This is a genomic window from Stenotrophomonas sp. KH_052 (assembly GCF_057838755.1).
The window spans coordinates 4,428,757-4,455,265 of sequence record NZ_CM174475.1; the positions used below are offsets into that span (position 1 = coordinate 4,428,757).

The window sequence follows — 26,509 nt, forward strand, 5'->3', positions numbered from 1 at the left end:
CGGGCATGGCCCGGCGCTACCCGCCCTGGTGCGTACGGGCCGTTGGTCCGCACGCCTCCGGGTTTGACGCGCCGTAACGAAAAGAGAACAATTCTCATCCAGCCATGGTCCTGCGCCCGTTGTGGCGCCCCGCTGCCATCTCCGGCCAGCCTGCGTGATCCCAGCCACTACCCCTTCCCCCACCTGTGGGCGGATGGCCTGTGGCCGTCCGTCGAGGACCACCATCGATGCTGCCTTCCCGTTCCCCCCGCCTGGCCCTGCTGGCCGTCGCCCTTTCCGCCGCCTGTACCGCCCACGCCGAAGCGCCGGCCGGCAGTCGTAGCGCCACCGATCTGGATGCGGTGAAAGTCACTGCCGAACGCACCCATACCGAAGCCGGCGCACTGGGCGACCGTGCGCTGCGCGATACCCCGTTCGCGATCACCGCCGTTGGCCGCGAGCAGATCGAGCAGCGCCAGGTGGTCTCGCTGGGCGAAGCCTTCCTGCTCGACCCTTCGGTCAGCACCCAGGTCAGCGCCTATGCCAGTGGCTGGAGCTCGCCCATCCGCAACCGCGGTCTGGAGCTGAACTACGACAGCTACCGGGTCAATGGCCTGCAGGTCTCGTCCTGGGGCACCGAATGGCCGCTGGAAGTGATGGAACAGGTCGATCTGCTGAAAGGCCCGGGCGGATTCCTGTATGGCTTCGGCACGCCCGGCGGCATCGTCAACTACATCACCAAGAAGCCGACCGACACGCCCACGTTCTCCGCCCAGCTGGGCTGGCGCGAGCAGGGCATCGTCAGCGGCGGCATCGACGTTGGCGGCCGCTTCGGCAACGAGCAGATGTTCGGCTACCGCTTCAACGCCTTCCAGGAAAAGGGCGAGACCTTCAACGGCGGGCATGTCGATCGCAAGGTGGGTGCACTGTCGCTGGATGCGCGCCTGAGTGATGCGCTGACCTGGACCTTCGATGGCGTGTTCCAGTCGCGCGAGCTGCGCGAGGAATCGCCGCAGTACTACTTCCGTGGCCTGACCTCGTTGCCGCGGCCGATCGCCGGAGATACCGACAACAGCGTACCCGGCACCTACTACGACACACGCTCCAGCCTGCTGTCGACCGGCTTGAACTGGCAGATCAACAGCGACTGGAAGGCCAGCCTGAGTTATGGCGTCACCACTTCATGGAACGACGTCAACAAGATCTTCGCCTACATCGACGATCTCAACGGCGACTACGACGTCAATGTCTACGAGCTGGGTGGCAAGAGCGAGTGGAGGCTGGCCCAGGCGATGTTGCAGGGCAGCTTCCGCACCGGTCCGCTGCAGCATCAGGTGGTGGCGGGTATCAGCCACCAGACCGGGCTGGGCTGGGACCGTCCCTACGAGTGGAACCTGATCGGGCGCGCCAACCTGTACCAGCGCCATGCCATCCGCCACGACGCCGTCGGTTCTCGGGTGATGACCCGCGGCGACGAGACGGTGCAGCAGGCGGTGTTCGCAAGCGATACGGTGAACCTCGGCAGCGGCTGGTCGGTGCTGGCGGGCTGGCGCTACAACGACTTCGAAACCAAGGGGCGATACCACACCTACCCGGTCACCCCGACCTACGCCGTGATGTTCAAGCCCAGCGAGGCGGTCACCCTTTACGCCAGCTACATCGAGTCGCTGGAAGCGGGCAGCCGCGTAGGCAACAGCTACATCAACGCCGGTGACGTGCTCGATCCCACCATCAGCAAGCAGTACGAGATCGGTGCCAAGGTCGAAGCGGCGCGTTGGAATGCGAACGTGGCCGCGTTCCGGCTGGAACGTGGTGCCAACATCGATGAGCTCACGCCGGCCGGCAAGCGCCTGGTGCAGGACGGCATCACGCTGTACGAAGGCATTGAAGCCAGTGCTGACCTGCACCTCAACGATGCACTGACCGTCGGCGGCGGCGTCACCTGGCTGGATCCGACCTACGACAAGCTGTCCCCGGGCAGCGCCGCACAGGAAGGCAACCGTACCGCCGGTGCTGCGCGCTGGAGCGGCGTACTGCACGCCACCTACCAGCTGCCGTGGGTAGACGGCTTGGAAACCTATGCCGCCGTGCGCTACTACGGCGATGTCTGGTACGACGCCGACAACACTCTGAAGCTGCCCGACTACACGCTGGTGAATGCAGGCATCGGCTATCGCCTGCTGGCGTCCGGCCATCCGGTGACCCTGCGTGCCAGCGTCGAGAACCTGGCCAACCGCAGGTACTGGTCCAACGCCGGCGCCGGCCTGCCGCGCACGTTCGCCGTGAGCGTGCGGTTCGACATGTAGTACCCGACAAACCGGTAGTGCCGGCCGCCGGCCGGCTCCTCGCACCTCCGTCCGGGCGCATGAGAGCCGGCCAGCGGCCGGCACTACCGGGTATTCCTTCGCGGGCTGTCCCCTTCACCCCGCACCCGCAATAATGGTGGGAGACCCTTCCACCGAGCCTGCATGCCCGCCCGCCAATCCAGTCTCAGTCGCCTGTGGGCCCACGAGAAGGCCAGTTATGGCCTGCGGGTGTTCATCGCCCTGACCGCAGCTGTCGCCGTGTGCTGGCAGCTGGATGCACTGACCGCGCTGCCCGGCGTGTTCCTGGGCATCATCGCCAGCGCCATCGCCGAGACCGACGACAACTGGTGGGGCCGGACCAAGGCCGTGGCGCTGTCGCTGCTGTGCTTCTGCCTCGCCGCAGCTTCGGTGATCTGGCTGTTCCCCTGGCCATGGATCTTCATCGGCGCGCTGGCGCTGTCCACCTTCGGCCTGACCCTGCTGGGTGCGCTCGGCGAGCGCTATGCGTCCATCGCCCAGGCCACGGTGACGCTGGCGATCTACACCATGATCGGGCTGGAACAGCACGGTGCCAGCGATCTGCACAGCGCGCTGGAAGCGGTCAGCCACCTGCTGGCCGGTGCGGTCTGGTACGGCCTGCTGTCGATCCTGTGGACCACGCTGTTCGCCAACCGACCGGTGCGCGAACGGGTGGCGCGCCTGTATGTGGAACTGGGCCGCTACCTGCAGCTGAAGGCCGCGCTGTTCGAACCGGTGCGTGAGGCCGACCTGCAGCGTCGCCAGCTGGACCTGGCCGAACAGAACCGGCGCGTGGTCGGTGCGCTCAACGAAGCCAAGACCGCGATCCTGGCCCGCTTCGGCCGCTCCGGGCGGCCGGGCGTCAATTCCGGCCTGTACCTGCGCCTGTACTACATGGCGCAGGATTTCCACGAGCGCGCCAGCTCCTCGCATTATCCGTACGGCGCGCTGGTCGATGCGTTCTTCCACAGCGACGTGCTGTACCGCTGCCAGCGCCTGCTCGACCTGCAGGGCCAGGCCTGCGCGCGGCTGGGCGAGGCGATCCGCCTGCGCCGTCCGTTCGTGTATGGCGAAAGCAACCAGCAGGCCGGGCGCGACCTGGCCGATGCGCTGGCCTACCTGCGCGACCAGCAGCGCCCTCAATGGCAGCGCCTGCTCGGATCACTGGACCTGCTGGTGCACAACCTGCGCAGCATCGAGCGCCGCCTGCTCGATGCGGAGCGTTCCGAGGCCAGCCTCGACAACGTTGACACGCGCCTGCGCGACAGCAACCCGCATAGCCTGCGCGAGATGGGCGTGCGTATCCGCCAGCAGCTCACGCCGGGCTCGGTGCTGTTCCGCCATGGACTGCGCATGGCGCTGGCACTGATCGCCGGCTTCGCGGCGATCCGCTTGTTCAATGCACAGAACGGCTCGTGGGTGCTGCTGACCATCGTGTTCGTGTGCCGCCCCAACTTCGGCGCGACCCGCCAGCGCCTTGCACAACGCATCGTCGGCACGCTGTTCGGCCTGGTGCTGACCTGGGCACTGCTGCAGCTGTTCCCACAGCTGCACGTACAGCTGCTGATCGCGCTGCTGTCGGCGCTGCTGTTCTTCTTCACCCGCACCGACCGCTACCTGGTAGCGTCGGCGGCGATCACGGTGATGGCACTGACCTGCTTCAACCTGATCGGCGACGGCTTCGTGCTGATCGTGCCGCGCATGGTCGATACGCTGCTGGGCTGTGCGATCGCCGCCGCGGCCGCCTTCCTGATCCTGCCCGACTGGCAGGGCCGGCAGCTGCATCTTGTGCTGGCGCGGGTGCTGGACACCGCCGCGCGCTATCTGGATTCGGTGCTGGGCCAGTACCGCAGCGGCATGCGTGACGATCTGGCCTACCGCATTGCCCGCCGCGACATGCACAACGCCGACGCCGCGCTGTCCACCGCGTTGTCGAACATGCTGCGCGAGCCTGGCCATGTGCGTCGCAACCTGGATGCCGGCTTCCACTTCCTGGCGCTGTCCAATACGCTGCTCGGGCACCTGTCGGCCCTGGGTGCGCACCGCGACCAGGTGGACAGCTACGCCGGCGATCCGCTGGCGCTGGCTGCCGGTGAGCGCGTTCGCAAGGCGCTGCAGCAGCTGGCGACGGCCCTGACCGCACGGCAACCGGTAGCGGAGGACGACAACGATGCCGATCGAGCCGTGGCTGCCGAACTGGAACAGCTCGACGAGGGCATGCCACCCAAGCTGCAGCTGATCCGCACCCAGATGGCGCTGGTGCTGCGGCTGCTGCCGAAGGTGCGGGCGGCGGCCAACGAGGCGGTACGCACGCTCACCTGACAGCCTGCCGCCGGGCATGGCCCGGCGCTACCGCCAACGCAACATCATGTTGCATCCAGTGCTGCATCCCGATCACGCGCTGGCGCGGATACTGGGCGATCCCCTGCCCCGGATTCCTCCATGAAGATCGAACTCACCGGCCGTACCGCGCTGGTCACCGCCTCCACCGCAGGCATCGGCCTGGCGATTGCCCAGGGACTGGCCGTCGCCGGAGCGCGGGTCATCCTCAATGGCCGCAGCACCGACAGCGTCGAGCGCGCCCGCCAGCGCCTGCTCGACGCCGTTCCAGGCGCCGATGTGCTTGGCGTGGCAGCCGACCTGTCCGATGCGGCCGGTGTCGATACGCTGCTGGCCGGCTTGCCCAAGGTCGACATCCTGGTCAACAACGCCGGCATCTTCGGCCCCGAGGACTTCTTCGAAACCAACGACGCGACCTGGGAGCGCTACTGGCAGACCAACGTGATGTCCGGCGTGCGCCTGTCGCGGGCGCTGCTGCCGGCGATGGTTGATGCCGGCTGGGGCCGCGTGCTGTTCATCTCCTCCGAGTCGGCCCGCAACATTCCCGCCGACATGATCCATTACGGGGTCAGCAAGACCGCGCAGCTGTCGCTGTCGCGCGGCCTGGCCAAGCGCGTGGCCGGCAGTGGGGTCACCGTCAACGCGGTGCTGCCCGGACCCACCCTGTCCGATGGTTTCGCGGCGATGTTCGAAGATGAACGCCAGCGCAGTGGCAAGCCACTGGAGCAGATCGGCCGCGAGTTCGTGATGGCGCACCGGCCGTCTTCGCTGATCCAGCGCACCGCCACGGTCGAGGAAGTGGCCAACATGGTGGTGTACCTGGCCTCGCCGCAGGCTTCGGCCACCTCCGGTGCAGCGCTGCGCGTGGATGGCGGCGTGGTCGACGATATCGTCTGAGGCCTTTCAAAGTGTGCGGACCAACGGTCCGCACCCACAGGTCCGCACCCACAGCGGATAGGCAGGAATGCTAGGCTGCGCCGGTCAAGGAGGCTCCATGTCCGGTCACAACCAGTTCGCCCTGCTGCGCCAGCGCCGTTTCCTGCCGTTCTTCGTCGTGCAGGCGCTCGGTGCGTTCAACGACAACGTGTACCGGCAGGCGATCATCAGCATGTTGCTGTTCATGGCCGTGCCGGAGGAAGAACTGGGGCTGTACGCCACGCTGGCACCGGCCATCTTCATCCTGCCGTACTTCCTGTTCTCGGCACTGGCCGGGCAGATCGCCGACAAACTGGAAAAATCGCGGCTGATCGTGATCACCACCAGCATGGAGATCGTGATCATGTCGCTGGCGGCCACCGGGTTCCTCACCCAGAGCCTGCCGGTGCTGCTGATCGCGCTGTTCTGTACCGGCATGCAGTCGACGTTGTTCGGCCCGGTGAAGTACTCGGTGCTGCCGTCGGTGCTGAAGCCCGAAGAGCTGACCGGCGGCAACGGCCTGGTCGAGATGGGCACCTCGATGTCGATCCTCTCCGGCATGATCGTCGGCGGCCTGGTGTTCACCGTGGCCGGCAGCCACGGTACGGTGGTGGCGGCGTGCGCGATCATCGCGCTGGCGATCTGCGGCAACATCGCCGCGCGGCTGATTCCCAAGGTCGATGCTGGCGACCCGAACCTGAAGATCAACTGGAACCCACTGCCGGAATCGCTGGCGGTGCTGCGCATGGCGCGTCAGCAGAAGGCAGTGCGCAACGCGATCCTGGGCGTGTCCTGGTTCTGGTTCGTCGGTACCGTGCTGACCTCGCAGCTGCCGGCCTATGCGGTGACCAACCTCGGCGGCGAACCGACCCTGTACATCTTCGCCCTGGCCCTGTTCTCGGTCGGCACCGGCGTTGGCTCCCTGCTGTGCGAGAAGCTGTCGGCGCGGACGGTGGAAATCGGCCTGGTGCCGCTCGGTGCGTTCGGCATGACCGCGTTCCTGCTCGACCTGTACTTCGCCCGCAGCGGCGAGGCGACCGTGCACGGGCTGGCCATCGGCCCGTTCCTGCAGCAGCCTGGCAGCATCCGTATCGTCATCGACCTGATCGGCATCGGCTTGTTCACCGGCATCTTCGTGGTGCCGCTGTTCGCGCTGATCCAGAGCCGCACGCCGAAGGCGCAGATGTCACGCGTGTTCGCCGCGCTGAACATCCAGAACTCCGGCTTCATCGTCGGCGCCGCGTTGCTGTCACTGGCTGCGCACAAGCTGCTGCACTGGACCATTCCGCAGCAGTTCCTGGCGCTGGCCATCGCCAATGCACTGGTGGCGATCTACATCTTCACCATCGTCCCCGAATTCCTGATGCGCTTCCTCAGCTGGGTGATGGTGCGCACGCTGTACCGGCTGCGCCCGCACGGCATCGAGGCCAACGTACCCGACGAAGGCGCCGCGCTGCTGGTCTGCAACCATGTCAGCTACATGGACGCGCTGATCCTGTCGGCGACGATCCCGCGCCCGGTGCGCTTCGTCATGTACTACAAGATCTTCAACATTCCGGTGATGCGCTGGATCTTCCGGACCGCCAAGGCGATCCCGATCGCCGGCGCGCGCGAGGACCCGGCGCTGATGCAGCGCGCGTTCGACGAAATCGACGCGGCGCTGGCCGAAGGCGAGCTGGTGTGCATCTTCCCCGAGGGCGCGCTGACCCGTGACGGGCAGATGGCACCGTTCAAGTCCGGGGTGGAGAAGATCCTCGAACGGCGGCCGGTGCCGGTGGTGCCGATGGCGCTGCGCGGCATGTGGTCGAGCATGTGGAGCCGACGTGATACCCGGCTGGGCCGCATGCGCGTACCGCGCCGTTTCCGCGCCACCATCGAAGTGGTCGCGGCGCCGGCGGTGGATGGCCACACCACCTCCGCCCCGGTGCTGGATGCCCAGGTGCGGGCCCTGCGCGGCGATCACGCCTGACGAGATAGGCCCGCCGCGCGGGCGCGGCGAACTCCCCCACATACGTCACCGTCCAGTGGCGTACGCGACATGCCGTGACTGTAAACGCATACATGCAACGCCGGTTGCGGTAGATTACGCACCCACAGGGGGGAGGTCCGGCCGATTCATCACGGCCGGCCACCAAGGAATGGAGTCTCGCTTTGAATCAACCACCACCGCTCAGCCGTCCGGTCTACATCCCCAACCACTTGGTCTGGGCGATCCTGACGACGCTGTTCTGCTGCCTGCCGTTGGGCGTGGTGTCGATCGTCTATGCCTCCCAGGTCGATGGCCGCCGCGCGGCTGGCGACCTCCCGGGGGCCTACAGCGCGTCGCGCAAGGCGGGCTGGTGGGCGGTGGCTTCGGCCGTGTCCCTGCCGGTCCTGTTGCTGTTGTGGTTCGGGCTGTTCGGCGGCTTGGCCGTACTGGGCGCTCTTTCCGACCAATGATTCACCACCACCACCCATCAAGGAGCTTGAACCCATGAATACTGCTACTCCGCAGGTCCCGAACAACCTGGTCTGGGCCATCCTGACCACCCTGTTCTGCTGCCTGCCGGCCGGCATCGTGTCGATCGTCTACGCCGCACAGGTCAACGGCAAGCTGGCTGCTGGCGACATTGCCGGTGCCCAGGACTCCGCTGCCAAGGCCAAGAAGTGGGCCATCTGGTCGGCCATCGCCTGGGCCGTGCTGGTCGTGCTGTACGTGCTGTTCTTCGTTGTGCTCGGCGGCATGGGCGCGATGAGCAACAGCGGCTACTGATACGCCTGGACGGATCCGGCGCCTGCGCCGGATCCGTTGTTGCATGTCCGCGCTTCCCGCTCGTTCCCGACTCGCCCGCTGGGCACCGCTGCTGGTCTCCGCCGGCCTGGCCGTGGGTGCCACGGTGGTGCTGCGCAACGTCAATCCGTATGTCGCCGGCAATCCCCTGCCGAGCTGCCCGCTGTACGCGCTGACCGGCCTGTACTGCCCGGGCTGTGGCAGCACCCGCTGCCTGTATTCCCTGGTCCATTTCGATCTGCCCGGCGCGATGGCGATGAACCCGCTGCTGGTCATCAGCCTGCCGTTCCTGTTGCTGATGCTGCTGAACATCGCCGGCATCCGCCCCCGTGTGCTCGACCCGCTGATGCGGGTGCTGGCCAATCCCGTGTTCTGGCTCTGGGTGCTGCCCGGGTATGCGCTGCTGCGCAACCTGCCGTGGGCACCGTTCACTGCGCTGGCACCGATCTAGGTTTTCAGCCAACGGCGCAGCCCCTCGTGGTGGGCGACGTTTGTCGATCATGGGGTTGGCCGGGCGGGATGGGTTTGCGGGGGACGCCGTGAATCCGTCCGTGGAGGCTTGGCCGCGGCATCCATGCCGCGGACACCCCCGCAAACCCATCCCGCCCGGCCACGGACAGTTTCCGTGCGCGTCCACCACGGGAAAGAAAGAGAAGATCAAAAGCGAAAGCGGATCGCTTCGCTGCGCTTGCTCGGAGCCGAGCATGGCTCGGCTCTACAGAACAACCGTCACCGGGAAACTGTCGGGGGTGGGGCGGTGTGGGGCTGCAGGACCGTTGGCGCCATGGATGGCGCCATCGAGCCCCCAAGGACGGGTTTACGGCGTGTCCTGCAGCCCCACACCGCCCCGCCCAACCATCAGCAATCCAAAGCTGCTGTTGCTGTTGCTTCTGCAGGTGCAGGGCTGCAAGCCCTGCAAAAGCCACTACGTCACCCAGCCTGCAATCACCAGCAGGGCGAGGATCGCCAGCCACAGCAGCAGCATCCGCCACACCAGGCTCATCGCATCACGCAGGTCCGGCAGCCGCTGCCATACCGGCAACAATCCCGCCTCGGTGTAATCGTGCGCGTCCTCGCGCAGCTCAGCATTGACACTGGCCCGCGCCACCGCGCCGAGGAAGCCGATGTCACCGGCCAGGCGTTCGCCATGGGCCTGGCGCCAGGCCTTCCACGCCGTATCGAAGTTGCCCACCAGCGCCATCGAGAACGCCATCAGCTGCGCCACCGGCCACTCGATCCAGCCCAGCAGGCGCTGCGCCAGCGCCAGCGGCTCCACCGGCACGCGGGCGCGCATCGGGCTTTCCGCCATCAGTGCCAGCAACCGGTAGCCCAGCGCACCGGCCGGGCCCAGCAGCAGAAACCAGAACAGCACCGCGAACCAGCGCCGCAGCGCGTTGAGTACGGTCGCCTCGACCAGTGACGGAATGTCCTCACGCAGGCTGCCACCGGCCGCCTGCAGGTTGCGTACCGCGGCCTGGCGCCTCGCCGCGTCATCGGCATCGATGATCGCTTCGATATCACGGTCCAGGTCGCGCGGGCCCCAGCACCACGCCAGCACCGCCACGCCCAGCAGCAGCGATGGCAGGCCGAACAGCACGCCGCGCAGCAGCCACGCCAGCAGCGCCATCAGCAACAGCGGCGGCAGCAGCGCCAGGGCGACGCCTGCCGGCCCCTGCCAGGCCTTGCCACCCCGCGCGTCCAGCCAGCCCAGCCAGCGCCGGAAGCCGTCGAAACGGCGCAGCGAAGCGGCAGCGGCCGGGGCCACATGGCCCAGGGCCAGTGCTACCAGCACGGCGGCCAGAGTGGTGAACATGGCAGGTCTCCCTACGAAACAGAACGCTAGGCGTCGCTACCTTACCTGTCGCAGCGACGCCTCCCGCGGTGGATCGCACTGTAACCCGAGGCGTGTTCAGGTGGCGGCAATGCTGGCATCAGCGCAAGCCTTGCAGCCCCTCGCCATCAGCCCCGCTGCTGGCGGTACCAGTGCTCGATCAGGCCCCGCGAAATCGAGATCGGCGGCGACAGGCGGATGCCCTGGCCATCGTCCTCGACATCACGTGCCAGTGCCGCGCCGACCTCGTCGGCACTGAACCAGCGCGCATCTTCCAGCTCTCCGTCCACGGTCGGCAGGTCATCCTGCGCCTGTGCACGGAAGCCGATCATCAGCGCGCCCGGGAACGGCCACGGCTGCGAACCGAGGTATTGGCAGGCACTCACCCGCACCTTGCTCTCCTCGTGTACTTCGCGCACTACGGTCTGTTCGAAGGTCTCGCCGGGTTCGACGAAGCCGGCCAGCACCGAGTAACGGCGCGGTGCCCAGTTCGACTGCCGGCCCAGCAGCAGCCGGCCCTGGTTCTCCACCGCCACGATCACCGCCGGGTCGACCCGCGGGTAGTGCTCGGTGGAACACTGCGCGCAGCGGCCGACGAAGCCGCCACGGGAGAACGCCACGGCCCCGCCGCACACGCCGCAGAAGCGGGTGCGCGAATGCCAGTAGGACATGCCGCGGGCGTAGCTGAAGGCGGTCGCATCGGCCATCGACCACAGCAGCGCGGCTTGGCGCAGGTCGAGCCGGCGCGGCGCGGCAACAGTAACGCTGGCGGCTTCGACCGAGAACCAGGCCTGCTCGCCGCGCAGGCCGAGGAAGACTGCGGCACCGGGACCACCGCCGATGTCGGCGCCGGTCAGCGCCAGTGGCTGGTCGTCATCGCCGGTGAAGGCGGTACCGTCCTGGTCGAGCACGAGGATGCGCGCGCCCGGCCACAGGCGCGCCAGTGCATCGGCATCGTCGCGCAGGGCATCGGCGCGCTCCAGCGGTTCGCCAACGAAGGCGAAACCGGAAAGCGGCGAAGAAGTATTGGGCATCCGGCAAGCGTGCCGCCAATCGATGCAGGTGGCAAGGTCGGCGCTGTGCGCAATCTGCCGGTGTGGTTGCAGGAAGGACCATCCACGCATGGCGTGGATCTACTGATCCGCTCTGGTAGGTGCCAACCCTGGTTGGCACATGCAGGCCACAGGGTTCTTACATGCTGAAGCTGCTGCCGCAGCCGCAGGTGGTCTTGGCGTTCGGGTTGCGGATCACGAACTGGGCACCGGTCAGGCTCTCGGTGTAATCCACTTCGGCGCCCATCAGGTACTGCAGGCTCAGCGGGTCGACCAGCAGGGTCACCCCGCTGGTCTGCACCGCCAGATCGTCCTCGGCACGGTTCTCGTCGAACTCGAACCCATACTGGAAGCCCGAACAGCCACCGCCTTCGATATACACGCGCAGGGCCAGGTCGAGGTTGCCCTCTTCCTGGATCAGGGATTTGACCTTGGCGGCCGCCGACTCGGTGAAGTTCAGCGGGCGCTCCAGCGACTGGTAATCGGGCGCGGCGGCCTGGCTGGCGCCGGGCAGGGAGACTAGCGTGCTCATGGCCTCAGCATGGGGGTGCCGACGATGGCTTTCAAGCCATCGCCTCGGCCAGCTTGCGGCGCGCGGCGGTGTCACCCTTGCCGCCATTGGCCTCATCACCTTCCGGGGCCGGCAGGGCCGCCATCGGGGCGCTGGCATGGATCAGGCGGCCGTTCAGCTGAGCACCCGCATTCATCTCCACCACCTGGTAATGGACATTGCCGTTGACCCGCGCGCTCGGGGTCAGTTCGACTTTCTCGGTAGCATGCACGTCACCGTCGAGGCGACCGCTGATGACGACCACCTGGGCACGGATCTCACCCTCGATCACGCCATGCTCGGCGACCGTCAGGGTCGCGCCACTGGCACCTTCGGCGGCGATCACCTTGCCATGGATGCGGCCTTCCACGTAGAGCCCGCCACTGAATTCCACATCACCGCGGATCACCACCTGGTTGCCGATCAGGGCATCCACCACCAGCTGGCCTTCACGGTTGGATTTGCTGCTTCCGAACATCTGCCTACTCCCCTTTGGCGGCCGGCGCACCGGCCTGTTTCCAGTCGAATACCTGGGTGGTGCCCCCCGCACCACTCCCCAATGTCACCCGCACGCGTTGCGGGGTGAAGTCAGCCGGCAGCATCACGCTGCCGCTGATCTGCTGGAAGTACCGGAACGAGTAATCCTGTCCCGGCACCTTGCTGCGCTGGTGCAGATCATCCCAGCTGATCGTGGCCAGCTTGCCGTTCTTCACGCCTTCCACGGTGAAGCGCATCTGCCCCTGGCTGATGGCACCGCGGTTGAGGTTCTGGGTCAGCACGGCGGTGTACTGCCAGGTGCCGGCCGCTTCCGGGCTGAACTCGATGGAATGGGTGTTCAGGCCCTTGCGCTGGCTGGTTGAACCCACCAGGCGCTCGTAGAAGGCGACGTCGGCGCGCAGGCCGGCGATTTCTTCGTCACGCTCGGCCAGCGAGGACTGCACCTCGGTGTTGGCGGCGCGGCTGATGCGGTCGGAGGCTTCCAGCGTGGCCTGTTTCTGGCGCAGCTCGGTCAGCTGCGTCTGCAGGCCCTCGGCACGCTTCTCGGCGGCCTGCTGGCGCTGGCCCTGCGCATCGCGCGGCGTGGCCATCCAGCAGCCACCCAGCGCGGCCAGCACCAGGCTGAGCAGCCAGATGCCACCGATCACCAGCAGGCGGCGACGGTCCATCGGCGGTTGCGGCGCGCCGGGCAGGCGCACCTGCACGCGCATGGGAGGGCGGTTGTTCATGGGTGGTTTCCGGGGCATCGCGAGGGCGACACCGATACGGCCCCTGTGGCAAACGACGGGCTAGTGTATGACAGGACAGGTGGGTTTCCTGCGCAGGGAGCGGCGGCGGTCTGTGGCGTTCAGGCACGCCATCACCGATAGTGTGGCCCCCTGCACAGTTCCGCCGCCGGAGCATCGCCATGACCGAAGCCCACCTGTTCGTGATCGGCATCCTGCTGGCCTGGCTGGCCGGTATCCGTGTCTACCTCACCGTGTTCGGCGTCGGCCTGGCCGGCCTGCTCGGCTGGGTCGATCTCCCACCCGCCCTGCAGGCCACTGAGTCATGGTGGGTGCTGGGCACCTCGGCGGCGCTGGCCGTGGCCGAGTTCTTCGCCGACAAGATTCCCGGCGTGGACTCGGCCTGGGACCTGGTGCAGACACTCGCGCGCGTGCCTGCCGGCGCCTTCCTCGCCGCCGCCACGCTGTCGCCCGATGGGCAGCTGGGCACCGGCGCGCTTGCTGCCGGCGCCGGTGTCGCGTTGGCCAGCCATGGCCTGAAGGCCGGCACCCGCGCGTTGCTCAATACCTCGCCGGAACCAGCCAGCAACTGGGTTGCCTCCGCTGCCGAAGACACCGTGGTGATCGGTGGCCTGGCCCTGGCCCTGGCACACCCGTGGATCGCGCTGATCGTGGTGCTGGCCTGCAGCCTGGCCGGTGCCCTGCTGGTGTGGATGGTCTGGCGCACCTTGTGGAAAGGCGTGCGCTGGCTGGCGCGCGGCGTCTCCGCAGACGGTCCGCGACAGCCCGGCACCGGTTGAACGTCGGGCTTGTCGCATAATGGACGCGAACACCAGGAGCACCGATGGCCGCAAACGAATCCCCCGCGGGCGCCCGCCCGGGACGCGCTGAAACCCCTCCGGCCGATCATTGGCAACGCTGGGCCGCTGACCCGGCAAGCGCGGTCGTAGTGGCACCGGCGGCAACGCCGTCGTTGGCCACAGTCGACACGCCGGCGACGATCGGCAGCGCACCGCCGCCGCTGCCCGGCCCGGGCGCACTGGCTGAAGCAGGCAACAACGACCAGGCACCGCCGCCCTCCGATTCGCCCTACCGCGTGCTGATCGTCGAGGATGACCGCGCCCAGGCCCTGTTCGCGCAGAGCGTGCTGCACGGTGCCGGGATGCAGGCGATCGTGCACAGCGATGCCGATGGCGCGCTGCAGGCCATCAAGGAACATCGCCCCGATCTGATCCTGATGGACCTGCACCTGCCCGGCCTGGACGGCATGCGCCTGACCGCGCTGATCCGCCAGCAGCCTGGCCTGCAGCTGCTGCCAATCGTGTTCCTCAGTGGCGATCCGGACCCGGAGCGCCAGTTCGAGGTGCTCGACAGTGGTGCCGATGACTACCTGAGCAAGCCGATCCGCCCCCGCCACCTGATCGCGGCGGTGGCCAACCGCATCCGCCGCGCACGTGCCCAGGCCGCAACCTTGCCCGGTGCTACCGGCGCACCGGCCACCAGCAATCCGGAAACCGGCCTGCCGACCCGCCACCACGTGCTGCAGCAGCTCAACACCGCGCTCGCCCACCGCGACCACGGGGGCGTGTTCTTCATTGAAGTGGCCAGCGCGCTGGGCCTGCGCGAGCGCTACGGCTATGCCGCGTTCGAGCGCCTGATGGTGCAGGCCGGGCAGCGCCTGGCTGAGGCCGGTCATCCGCACCTGCTGGCGCGCTTGAACGACAATAGTTTCCTGCTGCTGGCCCGCAGTGCTGACGAAGACAGCCTCGAAGGCATCGCCGCGACCCTGCGCGAGCAGTTGTCGGCGCGGGCCTTCGTGATCCGCGACGACGAATCGGTGCACCTGCGCGGCGTGGTCGGTTACGCGCCGATGTCGCCGGGCTTCGACGATGCCAACAGCGCGCTGGAAGCGGTCGAACGCACCACCCTGCAGGCGCGGCTGCTCAGCGCCGGCGTCGCCGGCCATGTGCATCGCCAGGCGATCACCGAACAGGAACACCTGGCCCTGCTGGAAGGCCAGCTGGAACTGGCGTACCAGCCGATCGTCGCCGTCGCCGGTGGCAACACCGCGCAGTACCAGCTGCTGCTGCGCCTGCGCCAGGCCGATGGCACGGTACTGGCGGCCGGCCAGGTGATTCCGGCTGCGGAAGCGGCAGGCCGCATCGCTGATCTCGACCAGCAGGTGATGGACCATGCGCTGGGCCTGCTCGATCTGTACCGGCATGCCACACAACCGTTGAACCTGTTCGTCTCGCAGTCACTGCGTACCCTGCAGCGCGATGCCTTCGCCGACTGGCTGCTGGAATCGCTGCAGCGGCGCGACCTGCCCGGTAGTGCGCTGGTGATCGACGTACGCCTGCCCGACGCGTTGATCCACACCGTGCCACTGCAGCAGTTCTGCCAGCGCATGGCCGGCGCCGGCGTGCGTTTCTGCCTGAGCCAGTTCGAACCCAGTGCCGACGCCGATGCGTTGCTGACCCAGCTGCCGCTGTCGTTCGTGCGCATGGCCGCGCGCTTCTCCAGCAGCCATGCCAACCCGGCCACCCGCGAAGAACTGCGCAGGGCGATCGAGCAGGCGCATGCCGCCGGCCTGCAGATCATCGGGCAGCAGATCGAAGACCCGCAGGCCGCCGCCGCGATGTGGGTCGGTGGCGTCGACTACATCCAGGGCAACATGGTGCAGTCGGCCGGCAGTGACCTGAACTTCGACTTCCACAACGCGGTGCTCTGACGTGCCGCTGTGGGGCGCGCTGCTGGTTGCCCTTGCTGCGGCCGCCATCGTGCTGCTGATGGGCCTGCGCCTGCGCACGCGCAACCGTGCGCTGGCCAGCCTGCAGCGCGAGCGCAGCGTACTGGCCAGCGAGCGCGACCAGCTGCGCCGCACCACCGAACGCCAGGGCCAGCTGGAACAGCAGCTGCTGCAGGCCAAGCAGGCCGCCGAAGCGGCGGTGCTGGCCAAGGGCGAGTTCCTGGCCACGATGAGCCATGAGATCCGCACCCCGCTCAACGGCATCCTGCCGATGCTGGAGCTGATCGCACGTGGACCGCTGGGCGAGGACCAGCGACAAATGCTGGCCACCGCCTCGGCCAGTTCGCAGCAGCTGCTGCGCATCGTCGACGACATCCTCGATTACTCACGCCTGGAAGCGCAGGCGCTGGAACTGGAGATCACCAGCTTCAACCTGCGCGAGCTGCTCGATGGCGTGGTGCAGCTGATGCAGCGCGCCGCCGATTCGAAGGGCCTGGTACTGGGCCTGCAGCTGGACCCGTCGGTACGGCTGCCAGTGCGTGGTGACCCGGTGCGCCTGCGCCAGGTGCTGAGCAACCTGCTTGCGAACGCGATCAAGTTCACCGCGCGTGGCCAGGTGCAGCTGCGCGTGCAGCGGCTGGGCGAAGGTGCCGCGCAACACCAGCTGCGCTTCGAGATCACCGATACCGGCATCGGTATCGACCAGGCACTGCAGGCGCGACTGTTCCAGTCCTTCAGCCAGGCCGATGCCTCGACTACCCGCATCTATGGTGGCACCGGCCTGGGCCTCGCCATCTGCAAGCGCATCATCGACCTGATGCAGGGCCGCATCGGCGTGCAGTCCACGCCGGGCCAGGGCGCCACGTTCTGGTTCGAGATTCCGCTGCTGAAGGTACCCGGCGATCTGCCCGCGATGGCGCGCACACCCGCAGCGCTGCTGTTGTTCAGTGCCGATGCCACGCTGCAGGCACGCGTCGAGCGCGTCGCGGCCCACCATGGCCTGCAGGTTCAGCCGCTGCCGCAACTAGATGCACTGGTCGAACGCCTGCGCGCGGTGCCGCGCCCTGGCCGGCAGGCACCTGCCTGGCTGCTGGTTGATGCACGTGCGCGCCGCAACGGCGAGGTGACGCTGCAGCGGGCATTGGCCGAACGTGGCGAGGACGACGCACTGCGGGTGCTGTGGCTGCAGGACGAGGCGCTTCCGCCGCACCCGCGCCAGCACCAGCTGCCCGCCCATTTCGACGATGCCGCCCTGCATGCGCTGCTGGCCGTTCCGGTGGCGCATGCGCGCCCGGCTGCGCTGCTGGCCAACGCGGAAGACGGGCAACCGGCTGCGGCGTTGCCGCCGCTGCACCTGCGCGTGCTGCTGGTGGAAGACAACACGGTCAACCGCATGGTGGCCGAACAGCTGCTGCGGGTATTCCAGTGCGAGGTGCGCAACGCCAGCGATGGCGAACAGGCACTGCTCGCGCTGCGCGAGGGCGGCGTGGACGTGGTGCTGATGGACTGCCAGATGCCGGTGCTGGATGGCTACGCCGCCACCCGCCAGTGGCGCGCCGAGGAAATGGAAGCCGGTCGCCCGCGGTTGCCGATCATCGCGATGACCGCCAATGCCATGGCCGGTGACCGCGAACGCTGCCTGCAGGCCGGTATGGATGACTACCTGTCCAAGCCGATCGCGCGCGCCACGTTGCATGCGCTGTTGCAGCGCTGGGGGGGCGGTAGAGCTGCATCACCTGCACGGCCTTCTGTAGAGCCGAGCCATGCTCGGCTGACGGCCAATAGCAGTCGCGCTCCATCAGCCGAGCATGGCTCGGCTCTACAAGACGATGACAGCCGGGTCGGCTCCAAGCCACAGCCGGTGCTTGACCGCGGTGTTCTGGACGAACTGCACGCGGTGATCGGCGATGCCGCGCTCCAGATCGTCGCGGTGTTCCTGGAAGATGCACCCGCAATGGTGCAGCAGCTGCAGCAGGCCGCCCAGAACGGCGACGAGCCGCGCCTGCAGGCGCTCGCGCACACCCTGAAATCATCCAGTGCGAATGTGGGCGTGTTGTCGCTGTCGGCGGTCGCGCAGCGCATCGAGCAGGAAGCCCGTGCCGGCAGCCTGCAGCGCCCCGCCGTGGCGGTGGCGCTGCTGGTTGCGGAATTCGCCCGCGCGCGCGTGGCGCTGACGGGCTACCTGGCACAGCATCGGTAGCGTCGAGCTTGCTCGACCGTCGCCATGCTGATCACAGTCGAGCAAGCTCGACGCCAGGTCACTCTTCCAGCTTGCTCAGCAGGTACTTCGGCTCACCGATACGCTCGATCAGGTCAAGCTGGGTTTCCAGCCAGTCAATGTGCTCTTCCTCCGAATCGAGGATCTTCACGAACAGCTGGCGGCTGACGTAGTCGCCGACTGAATCGGAATAGGCCACGGCCTCGCGCAGGGTGACCACGCCGTCGCGTTCCAGCGACAGGTCGCACTGCAGGATCTCGGTCGGGTTCTCGCCGATGCGAAGCTTGCCCAGCGCCTGGAAGTTCGGCAGGCCTTCGAGGAACAGGATGCGGTCGGCGAGCATGTCGGCATGCTTCATCTCGTCGATCGATTCCTTGTACTCGTGTTCGGCCAGTTCCTTGATGCCCCAGTTCTTCAGCATCTTGGCGTGCAGGAAGTACTGGTTGATCGCGGTCAGCTCGTTGTAGAGGACCTTGTTGAGGAATTCGATGACCTTGGTGTCGCCCTTCATGGGGGTGCTCCTGCGCGCTGAAAACGCAGGCACTTTAGCGCCTTGCGCGCGCCGGTGAAGGAACGCGAATCGTGCGCATTGGCCTGTGCGGCACGCAGTGAAGGAAACGAATGCGCGGCGTCAATGCGCCGCGAAAGAAGTCGCTCAGGCGACCTGTGCCAGGCCGAGCACCGGCAACGGCAGGTCGTGGGTGGCGTGCGCCTTGGCCAGCAGCTCGCCGGCCATGTCCAGGCAGGAACCGCAGGTGGCGCCACAGCCGGTACGCATGGTCAGCTCGGCCACCGACGTGACGCCATGGCTGGCGGCTTCGCGGATCTGGTGGTCGGTGACTCCGTTGCAGATGCAGACGTACACAGGCGTGAACCGGGCTGACAGGCCAGAGGCGGCCTGTTGGCTATTCCAATGGAAACGAGAATGGTTGTCAATCAGAGACCTGAACCATTCTCGATACCGTTCAGCAGTTTACGTCGGCGGGACGTCGCCCTGCGCCTTCTTCGGCCAGTAGCCGCGGCTGCGCGGACGCTTTCGCGGGCGATCGTGGCCAGCCGTGTGGCCAGGCATCCAGGCCTCGGCAGCGCTCTTGGGCATGGCCGTGACGCCCTGCCCGGCCACCCCCTGGGCCAGCGGAGCCAGATGTCGCAAAGCACGTGCGTAGACGCCGCGCTTGAACATCACCACGTGCTCCACCGGGTACCAGAAATCCACCCATCGCCAGTGGTCGAACTCCGGCGAGTCGGTGTGGTCCAGGCACACATGGGATTCGTCACCGGTCAGGCGCAGCAGGAACCAGACCTGCTTCTGGCCGATGCAGACCTGCCGCTCGTTGCGGCGGATGGCCCGCGCCGGCAGCTTGTAGCGCAGCCAGCCGGGCGTTGCCCCGAGCACTTCCACGTGCTCAGGCAGCAGGCCGGTCTCTTCCTGCAGTTCACGATACATGGCCTCGACAGGCGTCTCGTCGGTATTCATGCCACCCTGCGGGAACTGCCAACCGTCCCGGCGCACGCGTCGTGCCCAGAACACCTGGCCGTCCTGCCGCATCAGCACAATGCCGACGTTCGGTCGATAGCCGTCCGGATCGATCACGATGCGGACTCCTAAAAAATCTACTGGTTGGGACTATCCCATGCCGTCTGTCGGCCTACAAGCACGACACAAAAGTGTTGACAGGGTCGATACACATCAGCAGAATAGCGGGCTCACCAAGGCTATGTAGCTCAGCCGGTTAGAGCACAGCACTCATAATGCTGGGGTCGGTGGTTCGAGTCCACCCATAGCCACCACACTGAAATTCAAGTTGTTTTTCAGTGTGAAGAGTGAGAAAATAGTTACACGTTACATTGCCCCTTAGCCAAGCGGTAAGGCACCTGACTCTGACTCAGGCATCGGTGGTTCGAATCCATCAGGGGCAGCCAAATAAAAAAGCAAAAAGCCTGATCGAAAGATCAGGCTTTTTGCTTTTTATCTGGTCACGCAACCTGGCGAAGAGCAGCCGAGCATCGGCTCGGCTCCATCAGGAAGCCAAGGGTAGTGCCGGCCGCTGGCCGGCAACCTCGAAATGCATACCCCCAGAACGACAAAAGCCCGGCCGAAGCCGGGCTTTTGCTTTTCCAACCAGCGGGCCCCCGAAGGAGCCCAACCAGGCGCGGTAGATCAGCGCTTGGAGAACTGGGTGGCGCGACGGGCCTTGTGCAGACCGACCTTCTTACGCTCGACTTCACGGGCGTCACGGGTCATGAAGCCAGCCTTGCGCAGCTCGGACTTCAGGGTTTCGTCGTACTCGACCAGCGCACGGGCGATGCCCAGACGGATCGCACCGGCCTGGCCGGTGGTGCCGCCGCCAGCGGCGGTGACCAGGATGTCGAAGCTTTCGGTGTTCTTGGTCAGCTCGAGCGGCTGGCGCACGATCATGCGCGCGGTCTCACGACCGAAGAACTCGTCCAGCGGACGGCCATTGACGGTGATGTTGCCCGAACCCTTGCGCAGGAACACGCGAGCGGTGGAGGACTTGCGGCGGCCAGTGCCGTAGTTTTGAGTGATAGCCATGATTAGATATCCAGAACCTGCGGCTGCTGTGCGGCGTGCGGATGCTCAGTGCCGGCGTAGACCTTGAGCTTGCGGTACATCTGGCGACCCAGCGGGCCCTTCGGCAGCATGCCCTTGACGGCGGTCTCGATCACGCGCTCCGGGTGACGCTCCAGCGCCTGAGCCAGGGACTCGGTCTTCAGGTTGCCGATGTAGCCGGTGAAACGGTGATACATCTTGTCCTGCAGCTTCTTGCCGGTGACGACAATCTTTTCTGCATTGATGACGACCAGGTAGTCGCCGGTATCAACGTGCGGGGTGTAGACCGGCTTGTGCTTGCCACGCAGACGGCGGGCCAGCTCGGTGCAGAGACGGCCCAGGGTCTTGCCCTCGGCGTCGACGAGGTACCAGTCGCGCTGGACGGTCTCGTTCTTGGCAGTGAAAGTGCTCATGAAGAACTCTAGTTAGGTCGGGCTCATTGCGGCGAAGGACTCACCGGAACTCTGCCACGCGTTGTGAAAGATGAAGCGTAAGAGGCGGGATTGTACGCAGGTCAAGCCCCCGGTGCAAGCTGCCCCCAGCCGCGGGTTGGCAGGGGGCCGGGGCCGGGCGAGAATCGCGGGGTCTTTCGCCCCATCGCGTACCGCCATGACCGTGCTCCGCCAGACCACCCCGCTGGACCATCTGCTGACCGAGGCGCAACGAGCCCTGGACACGGTCTTCGGCAATCCGCCGGCGGCCCGCCCCTACCCGGCCGCGGATACCGACGAGCCGGGCATGGACAGCGCCGAGCGCCGCCACGCGGCCGGCCTGATGCGGATCAACCACGTGGGCGAAGTCTGCGCACAGGGCCTGTACTTCGGCCAGGCCGCCGTGGCCCGCGACCCGGCCACGCGCGAACACCTGCTGGAAGCGGCACAGGAAGAAACCGACCACCTGGCGTGGTGCGCCACCCGGCTGGGCGAGCTGGACAGCCGCCCAAGCCTGTTCAACCCGCTGTGGTATGCCGGCAGCTACACCATCGGCACCCTGGCCGGGCTGCGCGGCGACGGCTGGAACCTGGGCTTCGTGGTCGAGACCGAGCACCAGGTGGAGGCCCATCTGGACGAACACCTGGTCGACCTGCCCCCAGGCGACCTGCGCAGCCGCGCGGTCATCAAGGTGATGAAGGACGACGAGGCTCGCCACGCGGAGCACGCCGAGCAGGCCGGCGCACGCCGCCTGCCGTTCCCGATTCCGGGCGCGATGGCGCTGGCCTCCAAAGTGATGAAGACCATCGCTTACCGCATTTGACCGGGGCGCCCCCACCAACGGTGGGGGCCTACCCAAGGGCACGATGGGCCCCGACGGTGGGGCCCGACCGTTGGTCGGGCCGCCTTAGTTCGGCGAGACCAGCTTCAGGCCGATCACACCCGCCACGATCAGGCCCACGCAGGCCAGGCGTGCCGGCGACGCGCTGTCGTTGAACAGGTAGATGCCCAGCACCGCCACGCCCATGGCGCCGATGCCGGTCCAGATCGCATAGGCCGTGCCGACCGGGATGCTCTTCATCGCCTGGCTCATCAGGTACAGGCTGATCAGCGCGGACACCACCGTGGCGGCGGTGGGCAGGGGTTTGCTGAAGCCTTCGGAGTACTTCATTCCGAGGGCGAAACCGATCTCGAACAGGCCGGCCAGCAGCAGGTAGATCCAGGGCATGGGTGGGGGCTCCTTACCTTTTTTGAAAAAACGAAACGGCCCGGTGTTTTCACACCGGGCCGTGGGTCGGTACATCACCGTGGAACTATACAGTGCGCAAAGCGCAGGTTCCACGGGGCGGGTCGTCCCGCCTGGGCAGCGATGCCTGCCGGCATCGCGCATGGGGCTTACTCGGACAGGTTCCGGCCGTGGAACAGCTCTTCGATCTCGCGCTTGAGCAGCGCTTCGATCTTCATGCGTTCCTTGAACGACAGGTTCTTGGCCTTCTCCTCGAACAGGTACTGGTCCAGGTCGAAGTCCTTCAGGTGCATCTTCGTGTGGAAGATGTTTTCCTGGTAGACGTTGACGTCGAACATCTCGTAACGCGACTTGATGTTCTTGGCCAGGAAGTTCTGGATCGAGTTGATCTTGTGGTCGATGTAGTGCTTCTTGCCCTTCACATCGCGGGTGAAGCCACGCACGCGGTAGTCCATGATCACGATGTCCGATTCCAGACTCTCGATCAGGTAGTTCAGCGCCTTCAGCGGCGAAATGACGCCACAGGTAGCCACATCGATGTCGGCGCGGAAGGTCGCGATACCTTCCTGCGGGTGCGTTTCCGGATAGGTGTGCACGGTGATGTGCGACTTGTCCATGTGCGCGACCACGGCATCGGAGATAAGCTCCTTGCCGGCCTGCTTCTTGTCGATCACCGGTTCTTCGGAGATCAGGATCGTCACCGAGGCACCCTGCGGATCGTAATCCTGGCGGGCCACGTTGAGGATGTTGGCGCCGATGATCTCAGCGACATCGGTCAAGATTTGAGTCAGCCTGTCGGCGTTGTACTCTTCATCGATGTATTCAATGTAACGCTGACGCTCCTCTTCGGTGCGCGCGTAACACACGTCATAGATGTTGAAGCTCAGCGCCTTGGTGAGGTTGTTGAAACCCTGCAGCCTCAGGCGAGGCAACGGCTTGACCACGGCGGTCGATTCCTGTGTAAGAAGGGAAAGGGTGAATTATGGGGCAAACTGTCCCCGGGGGGAACGTGAAGACCGCTCACATCTGGCACACTGTTTGCCCTTAACAATTGCGCTGGTTAAGCTCCGCTATCGACCCCGTGAATCCGTTCATGCGCAGAGGGAGCGCTCCTATCGTGTCAACCGTGCGCCTAGCTAGCAGTCCACTGGCCCTGGATATCGCCACAATCGATCGTTTCCTGGCGCACAGCCACAGGCGGCGATACCCCACCCGTACCGACGTCTTCCGACCCGGTGACCCGGCGGGAACCCTGTATTACGTCATCAGCGGCTCGGTTTCGATCATGGCCGAGGAAGATGACGATCGCGAGCTGGTGCTGGGCTACTTCGGTGCCGGCGAGTTCGTCGGCGAGATGGGCCTGTTCGTTGAATCGGACCGCCGCGAGGTGATCCTGCGGACCCGTACCGCCTGCGAGCTGGCCGAAATCAGCTACGAACGCCTGCACCAGCTGTTCCTCGGCCCGCTGTCGGCCGATGCCCCGCGCCTGCTGTACGCGCTGGGCCAGCAGATCTCCAAGCGCCTGCTCGACACCAGCCGCAAGGCCAGTCGCCTGGCGTTCCTGGACGTCACTGACCGGATCGTGCGCACCCTGCACGACCTGGCACAGGAGCCGGAGGCGATGAGCCACCCGCAGGGCAGCCAGCTGCGCGTCTCGCGGCAGGAACTGGCCCGTCTGGTGGGTTGCTCGCGCGAAATGGCTGGCCGCGTGCTGAAGAAGCTGCAGACCGACGGCCTGCTGCATGCACGTGGCAAGACCGTGGTGCTGTACGGCACCCGTTGATCGTTGAGCATTCGCCGGGCATGGCCCGGCGCTACCCAGGATCACCGGCGACGGTAGCGCCGGGCCATGCCCGGCGGATCGCGGGACATGCGACCTACCATCGCATGCCCCGCACACCCGCTTCCGCTAGGCTCGGTGCATGGAACTGAGCAGCGAATTCTGGTGGTTCATCCTCATCGGCCTCGGCGCACAGCTGGTGGACGGCGCTTTGGGCATGGCATTCGGCCTGGTGTCCTCGTCGGTGATGCTGAGCATGGGCCTGCCACCGGCACAGGTCAGCGCCAGCATCCACACTGCGGAAGTGTTCACCACCGGCGCCTCAGGTGTGTCGCACCTGGCAGCCGGCAATGTCGATAAGCGCCTGTTCCTGCGCCTGGCCCTGCCCGGCGCAGTCGGCGGTGCCGTGGGCGCCTACGTGCTCACCCAGATCCCTGGCGACATCATCCGGCCACTGATCTACCTGTACCTGCTGGTGCTGGCCATCATCATCCTGGCCCGCGCGGCCGGGCGCTGGATGCCCAAGGGCGAGATCCGCCGGGTGCCGGTGCTGGGCTTCTTCGCCGGCCTGCTCGATGCCAGCGGCGGCGGCGGCTGGGGGCCGGTGGCCACCTCCACCCTGCTCGCCCGTGGCGGCCAGGCGCGTACCACCATCGGTACGGTCAACGCGGCCGAGTTCATCGTCACCCTGACCATCTCGGCCACCTTCCTGCTGTCGATGGGCGTGCAGCACCTGCAGATCGTCGCCGGCCTGCTGATCGGCGGCATGATGGCCGCGCCGGTGGCGGCGATCCTGGTCAAGCGGGTGAAGGAGCGCTGGGTGCTGGTGGCCGTCGGCGTGCTGGTGCTGGCCATCAGCCTGTTCCAGATCGGACATGCGCTGACCGGGTATCTGGCGCGCTGATCGTTTGCCGGCCAGCGGCCGGCACTACCAGGACGGAAAAGGGGTAGTGCCGGCCGCTGGCCGGCAAATCCATTACCGTGCGGCGGGATCAGGCCTTGTCGCCGCCGCGGTCGACGCAACCCCAGTTGAGGATGCGGGTACCGGCCGGCAGCACGCGGCGGAAGAACTCCACGCGGCCCGGTTTCGGGTTGACCACGACCGGCGCCTTCGCCGCCAGCAGCAGCGGCAGGTCGGCGGTGCTGTCGGAGTAGGCGATGTCGATATCGCCGTAGCCGCGCTCGCGCAGCATGCGCATCTTTTCTTCGTTGTGGCAGTGGCGGGTCGGGCCAACACCGCCCAGCCGCGGGCCGACCTCGGTACCGATCACCGGCACGTCCTGATGGGCCACGAAGGCCAGGATCGCGCGTGCAAGTTCCGGTGGCGCGCCGGTGGCGACCACCACGCGGTCCCCCTTGGCACGGTGCGCGGCGAACACCTCCAGCGCCTGCGGCAGCAGCTTGGCGCGCATCTGCGCCTCATTGCGCAGCACATAGGCGTCGATGACCTTGTTGAAATCGCGCGCACGGTGCAGGCCGAAACTGCCGATCCACACATAGACCGAAATGCCGGTACGGCGGGTTGGCAGCATCGCCACCAGCGGCCCGGCGATCGGGGTGACCAGCAGCGCCGCCAGCATCCGCAGCGGATTGCGCTTGATCAGCGAAGCGAACAGATGCGTGCCCGAATCGCCGTCGTACAGGGTGTGGTCGAAGTCGAAGACCACCAGCGGCGCATCCTCGCGCGGCGTTGGATAGTGCGTTTTCATGCCGCGAAGAATAGCTGACGCAGGCCCTCGCCCGGCTCTTCCACGCGCATGAAGGCCTCGCCCACCAGGAACGAGTGGATGCCGGCGTCGCGCATCAGCGCCACGTCCTGCGGGCCGAGGATGCCGCTCTCGGTGACCAGCAGGCGATCGCGCGGCACCGCCTTCTGCATGTCCAGCGTGGTCTGCAGCGACACCTCGAAGGTGCGCAGGTTGCGGTTGTTGATGCCGATCATCGGTGCCGGCACCTGCAGCGCACGCTCCAGCTCGTCGATGTCGTGCACTTCCACCAGTACGTCCATGCCCAGCGACATCGCCAGTTCGGACAGCGTGGCCAACTGCGTGTCGTCCAGCGCGGCGACGATCAGCAGGATGCAGTCGGCACCCAGCACACGCGCCTCGTACACCTGGTACGCGTCGATCACGAAGTCCTTGCGCAGCACCGGCAGCGTGCAGGCGTCACGGGCCTGCTGCAGGTAGGCGTCGGCGCCCTGGAAGAAGTCCACATCGGTCAGCACCGACAGGCAGCTGGCGCCGCCGAACTCATAGCTGACGGCGATGTCGGCCGGGCGGAAATCCGGGCGGATCACGCCCTTGGACGGGCTTGCCTTCTTCACCTCGGCGATCACCGCCGGGTCGCCGTTGGCCACCGCCGCCTGCAGCGCGCGCACGAAGCCACGTACTGGCGGGGCGCTGGCCACGGCGGCCTGCAGGTCCTCGAGGGGACGCTGGGCACGGCGCTGGGCCACTTCTTCGGCCTTGCGGGCCAGGATCGTCTGCAGGATGTCGCTCATCGTCGTCGGTTCAATGCGGGGGCGGTGAG

General features: G+C 66.7%; 27 protein-coding genes and 2 tRNA genes. 15 read left to right on the forward strand and 14 right to left on the reverse strand.

Going from position 1 to position 26,509, the window contains the following annotated elements; translation table 11 throughout:
* The first annotated feature begins 227 nt into the window (after positions 1-227).
* The 7 genes from AC3ITW_RS20235 (at position 228) to AC3ITW_RS20265 (ending at position 8,779) form a co-directional block, all read left to right on the forward strand.
* A complete protein-coding gene (locus AC3ITW_RS20235) occupies positions 228-2,285 on the forward strand; it encodes a TonB-dependent siderophore receptor (protein WP_489389882.1) in 2,058 nt (685 codons plus the stop codon).
* 162 nt (positions 2,286-2,447) lie between these two features.
* A complete protein-coding gene (yccS, locus tag AC3ITW_RS20240; RefSeq protein ID WP_012512300.1) occupies positions 2,448-4,625 on the forward strand; it encodes a YccS family putative transporter in 2,178 nt (725 codons plus the stop codon).
* A gap of 120 nt (positions 4,626-4,745) precedes the next feature.
* Positions 4,746-5,540: an SDR family NAD(P)-dependent oxidoreductase gene (locus AC3ITW_RS20245; protein WP_012512301.1), complete on the forward strand. Its 795-nt coding sequence runs from the start codon at positions 4,746-4,748 to the stop codon at positions 5,538-5,540.
* Between the two features lie 97 nt (positions 5,541-5,637).
* On the forward strand, positions 5,638-7,527 hold the full coding sequence (locus tag AC3ITW_RS20250) for an MFS transporter (RefSeq protein WP_012512302.1): 1,890 nt from the start codon (positions 5,638-5,640) through the stop codon (positions 7,525-7,527).
* A gap of 182 nt (positions 7,528-7,709) precedes the next feature.
* On the forward strand, positions 7,710-7,997 hold the full coding sequence (locus AC3ITW_RS20255) for a CD225/dispanin family protein (protein ID WP_012512303.1): 288 nt from the start codon (positions 7,710-7,712) through the stop codon (positions 7,995-7,997).
* A gap of 34 nt (positions 7,998-8,031) precedes the next feature.
* Positions 8,032-8,310, forward strand: a complete 279-nt coding sequence (locus AC3ITW_RS20260) for a CD225/dispanin family protein (RefSeq protein ID WP_005411298.1) — start codon at positions 8,032-8,034, stop codon at positions 8,308-8,310.
* A 43-nt stretch (positions 8,311-8,353) separates the two neighbouring features.
* Positions 8,354-8,779: a DUF2752 domain-containing protein gene (locus AC3ITW_RS20265; protein ID WP_006473646.1), complete on the forward strand. Its 426-nt coding sequence runs from the start codon at positions 8,354-8,356 to the stop codon at positions 8,777-8,779.
* A 474-nt stretch (positions 8,780-9,253) separates the two neighbouring features.
* Here the strand turns inward: AC3ITW_RS20265 and ampE are convergent, their stop codons facing one another.
* From ampE to AC3ITW_RS20290, 5 genes are all read right to left on the reverse strand, one after another.
* Positions 9,254-10,141 (reverse strand): regulatory signaling modulator protein AmpE, encoded by an 888-nt coding sequence (gene ampE / locus AC3ITW_RS20270; RefSeq protein ID WP_489389883.1) that lies wholly within the window; start codon positions 10,139-10,141, stop codon positions 9,254-9,256.
* A 146-nt stretch (positions 10,142-10,287) separates the two neighbouring features.
* A complete protein-coding gene (gene nudC / locus AC3ITW_RS20275; RefSeq protein WP_006398759.1) occupies positions 10,288-11,193 on the reverse strand; it encodes an NAD(+) diphosphatase in 906 nt (301 codons plus the stop codon).
* A gap of 157 nt (positions 11,194-11,350) precedes the next feature.
* Positions 11,351-11,743, reverse strand: coding sequence for an iron-sulfur cluster insertion protein ErpA (gene erpA, locus AC3ITW_RS20280; protein WP_154354852.1), 393 nt, complete (start codon positions 11,741-11,743; stop codon positions 11,351-11,353).
* Between the two features lie 31 nt (positions 11,744-11,774).
* Entirely contained in the window at positions 11,775-12,239 is a 465-nt protein-coding gene (locus tag AC3ITW_RS20285; protein WP_006398829.1) for a bactofilin family protein, read from the reverse strand.
* Between the two features lie 4 nt (positions 12,240-12,243).
* Entirely contained in the window at positions 12,244-12,987 is a 744-nt protein-coding gene (locus AC3ITW_RS20290) for a DUF6776 family protein (RefSeq protein WP_489389884.1), read from the reverse strand.
* 179 nt (positions 12,988-13,166) lie between these two features.
* On the opposite strand from AC3ITW_RS20290, the gene AC3ITW_RS20295 reads away from it, so the two are divergent.
* The 3 genes from AC3ITW_RS20295 to AC3ITW_RS20305 are packed head-to-tail and all read left to right on the forward strand — an operon-like array spanning position 13,167 to position 17,933.
* A complete protein-coding gene (locus AC3ITW_RS20295; RefSeq protein WP_006398831.1) occupies positions 13,167-13,784 on the forward strand; it encodes a DUF4126 domain-containing protein in 618 nt (205 codons plus the stop codon).
* A gap of 44 nt (positions 13,785-13,828) precedes the next feature.
* On the forward strand, positions 13,829-15,715 hold the full coding sequence (locus AC3ITW_RS20300) for an EAL domain-containing protein (RefSeq protein ID WP_006398832.1): 1,887 nt from the start codon (positions 13,829-13,831) through the stop codon (positions 15,713-15,715).
* Between the two features lies 1 nt (position 15,716).
* Positions 15,717-17,933 (forward strand): ATP-binding protein, encoded by a 2,217-nt coding sequence (locus tag AC3ITW_RS20305; protein WP_485618024.1) that lies wholly within the window; start codon positions 15,717-15,719, stop codon positions 17,931-17,933.
* Between the two features lie 58 nt (positions 17,934-17,991).
* On the opposite strand, the gene bfr is transcribed toward AC3ITW_RS20305, so the two are convergent.
* The 3 genes from bfr to AC3ITW_RS20320 all read right to left on the reverse strand — a co-directional run bounded on the left by bfr (position 17,992) and on the right by AC3ITW_RS20320 (position 19,545).
* Entirely contained in the window at positions 17,992-18,462 is a 471-nt protein-coding gene (bfr, locus tag AC3ITW_RS20310) for a bacterioferritin (protein ID WP_005419804.1), read from the reverse strand.
* A 144-nt stretch (positions 18,463-18,606) separates the two neighbouring features.
* Positions 18,607-18,816: a (2Fe-2S)-binding protein gene (locus AC3ITW_RS20315; RefSeq protein WP_012512307.1), complete on the reverse strand. Its 210-nt coding sequence runs from the start codon at positions 18,814-18,816 to the stop codon at positions 18,607-18,609.
* Positions 18,817-18,924: 108 nt separating this feature from the next.
* Entirely contained in the window at positions 18,925-19,545 is a 621-nt protein-coding gene (locus AC3ITW_RS20320; RefSeq protein WP_012512308.1) for an RNA pyrophosphohydrolase, read from the reverse strand.
* A 120-nt stretch (positions 19,546-19,665) separates the two neighbouring features.
* Between AC3ITW_RS20320 and AC3ITW_RS20325 the strand changes: the two genes are divergently transcribed.
* Positions 19,666-19,742: transfer RNA gene (locus tag AC3ITW_RS20325), tRNA-Met, on the forward strand.
* A 58-nt stretch (positions 19,743-19,800) separates the two neighbouring features.
* A tRNA-Gln gene (locus tag AC3ITW_RS20330) sits at positions 19,801-19,874 on the forward strand.
* 238 nt (positions 19,875-20,112) lie between these two features.
* On the opposite strand, the gene rpsI is transcribed toward AC3ITW_RS20330, so the two are convergent.
* Together rpsI and rplM are read right to left on the reverse strand one after the other, a co-directional pair.
* A complete protein-coding gene (gene rpsI, locus AC3ITW_RS20335; protein ID WP_005411311.1) occupies positions 20,113-20,505 on the reverse strand; it encodes a 30S ribosomal protein S9 in 393 nt (130 codons plus the stop codon).
* Between the two features lie 2 nt (positions 20,506-20,507).
* Complete coding sequence (gene rplM, locus AC3ITW_RS20340; RefSeq protein WP_006398837.1) at positions 20,508-20,936, reverse strand: 50S ribosomal protein L13; 429 nt, start codon at positions 20,934-20,936, stop codon at positions 20,508-20,510.
* A 196-nt stretch (positions 20,937-21,132) separates the two neighbouring features.
* On the opposite strand from rplM, the gene coq7 reads away from it, so the two are divergent.
* Positions 21,133-21,777, forward strand: coding sequence for a 2-polyprenyl-3-methyl-6-methoxy-1,4-benzoquinone monooxygenase (gene coq7, locus AC3ITW_RS20345; RefSeq protein ID WP_100435357.1), 645 nt, complete (start codon positions 21,133-21,135; stop codon positions 21,775-21,777).
* A gap of 84 nt (positions 21,778-21,861) precedes the next feature.
* Here coq7 and AC3ITW_RS20350 read toward each other — a convergent pair whose 3' ends face one another.
* Positions 21,862-22,182, reverse strand: a complete 321-nt coding sequence (locus AC3ITW_RS20350) for a DMT family transporter (protein ID WP_005411314.1) — start codon at positions 22,180-22,182, stop codon at positions 21,862-21,864.
* Between the two features lie 167 nt (positions 22,183-22,349).
* Complete coding sequence (gene speD / locus AC3ITW_RS20355; RefSeq protein WP_006473908.1) at positions 22,350-23,144, reverse strand: adenosylmethionine decarboxylase; 795 nt, start codon at positions 23,142-23,144, stop codon at positions 22,350-22,352.
* A 149-nt stretch (positions 23,145-23,293) separates the two neighbouring features.
* Here speD and crp point away from each other — a divergent pair, with 149 nt between their 5' ends.
* Together crp and AC3ITW_RS20365 are read left to right on the forward strand one after the other, a co-directional pair.
* Positions 23,294-23,983, forward strand: coding sequence for a cAMP-activated global transcriptional regulator CRP (gene crp / locus AC3ITW_RS20360; RefSeq protein WP_010482649.1), 690 nt, complete (start codon positions 23,294-23,296; stop codon positions 23,981-23,983).
* A 139-nt stretch (positions 23,984-24,122) separates the two neighbouring features.
* Positions 24,123-24,884 carry a sulfite exporter TauE/SafE family protein gene (locus AC3ITW_RS20365; RefSeq protein WP_012512310.1) on the forward strand — a complete coding sequence of 254 codons (762 nt, stop codon included), beginning with the start codon at positions 24,123-24,125 and terminating at the stop codon, positions 24,882-24,884.
* An 88-nt stretch (positions 24,885-24,972) separates the two neighbouring features.
* Here AC3ITW_RS20365 and AC3ITW_RS20370 read toward each other — a convergent pair whose 3' ends face one another.
* The gene (locus AC3ITW_RS20370) at positions 24,973-25,689 is read right to left on the reverse strand and encodes a haloacid dehalogenase-like hydrolase (RefSeq protein ID WP_012512311.1); all 717 of its coding nucleotides are present in this window, start codon (positions 25,687-25,689) and stop codon (positions 24,973-24,975) included.
* The gene (trpC, locus tag AC3ITW_RS20375) at positions 25,686-26,480 is read right to left on the reverse strand and encodes an indole-3-glycerol phosphate synthase TrpC (RefSeq protein ID WP_100435359.1); all 795 of its coding nucleotides are present in this window, start codon (positions 26,478-26,480) and stop codon (positions 25,686-25,688) included. Before trpC ends, AC3ITW_RS20370 begins: the two co-directional genes overlap by 4 nt.
* Positions 26,481-26,509 lie beyond the last annotated feature (29 nt).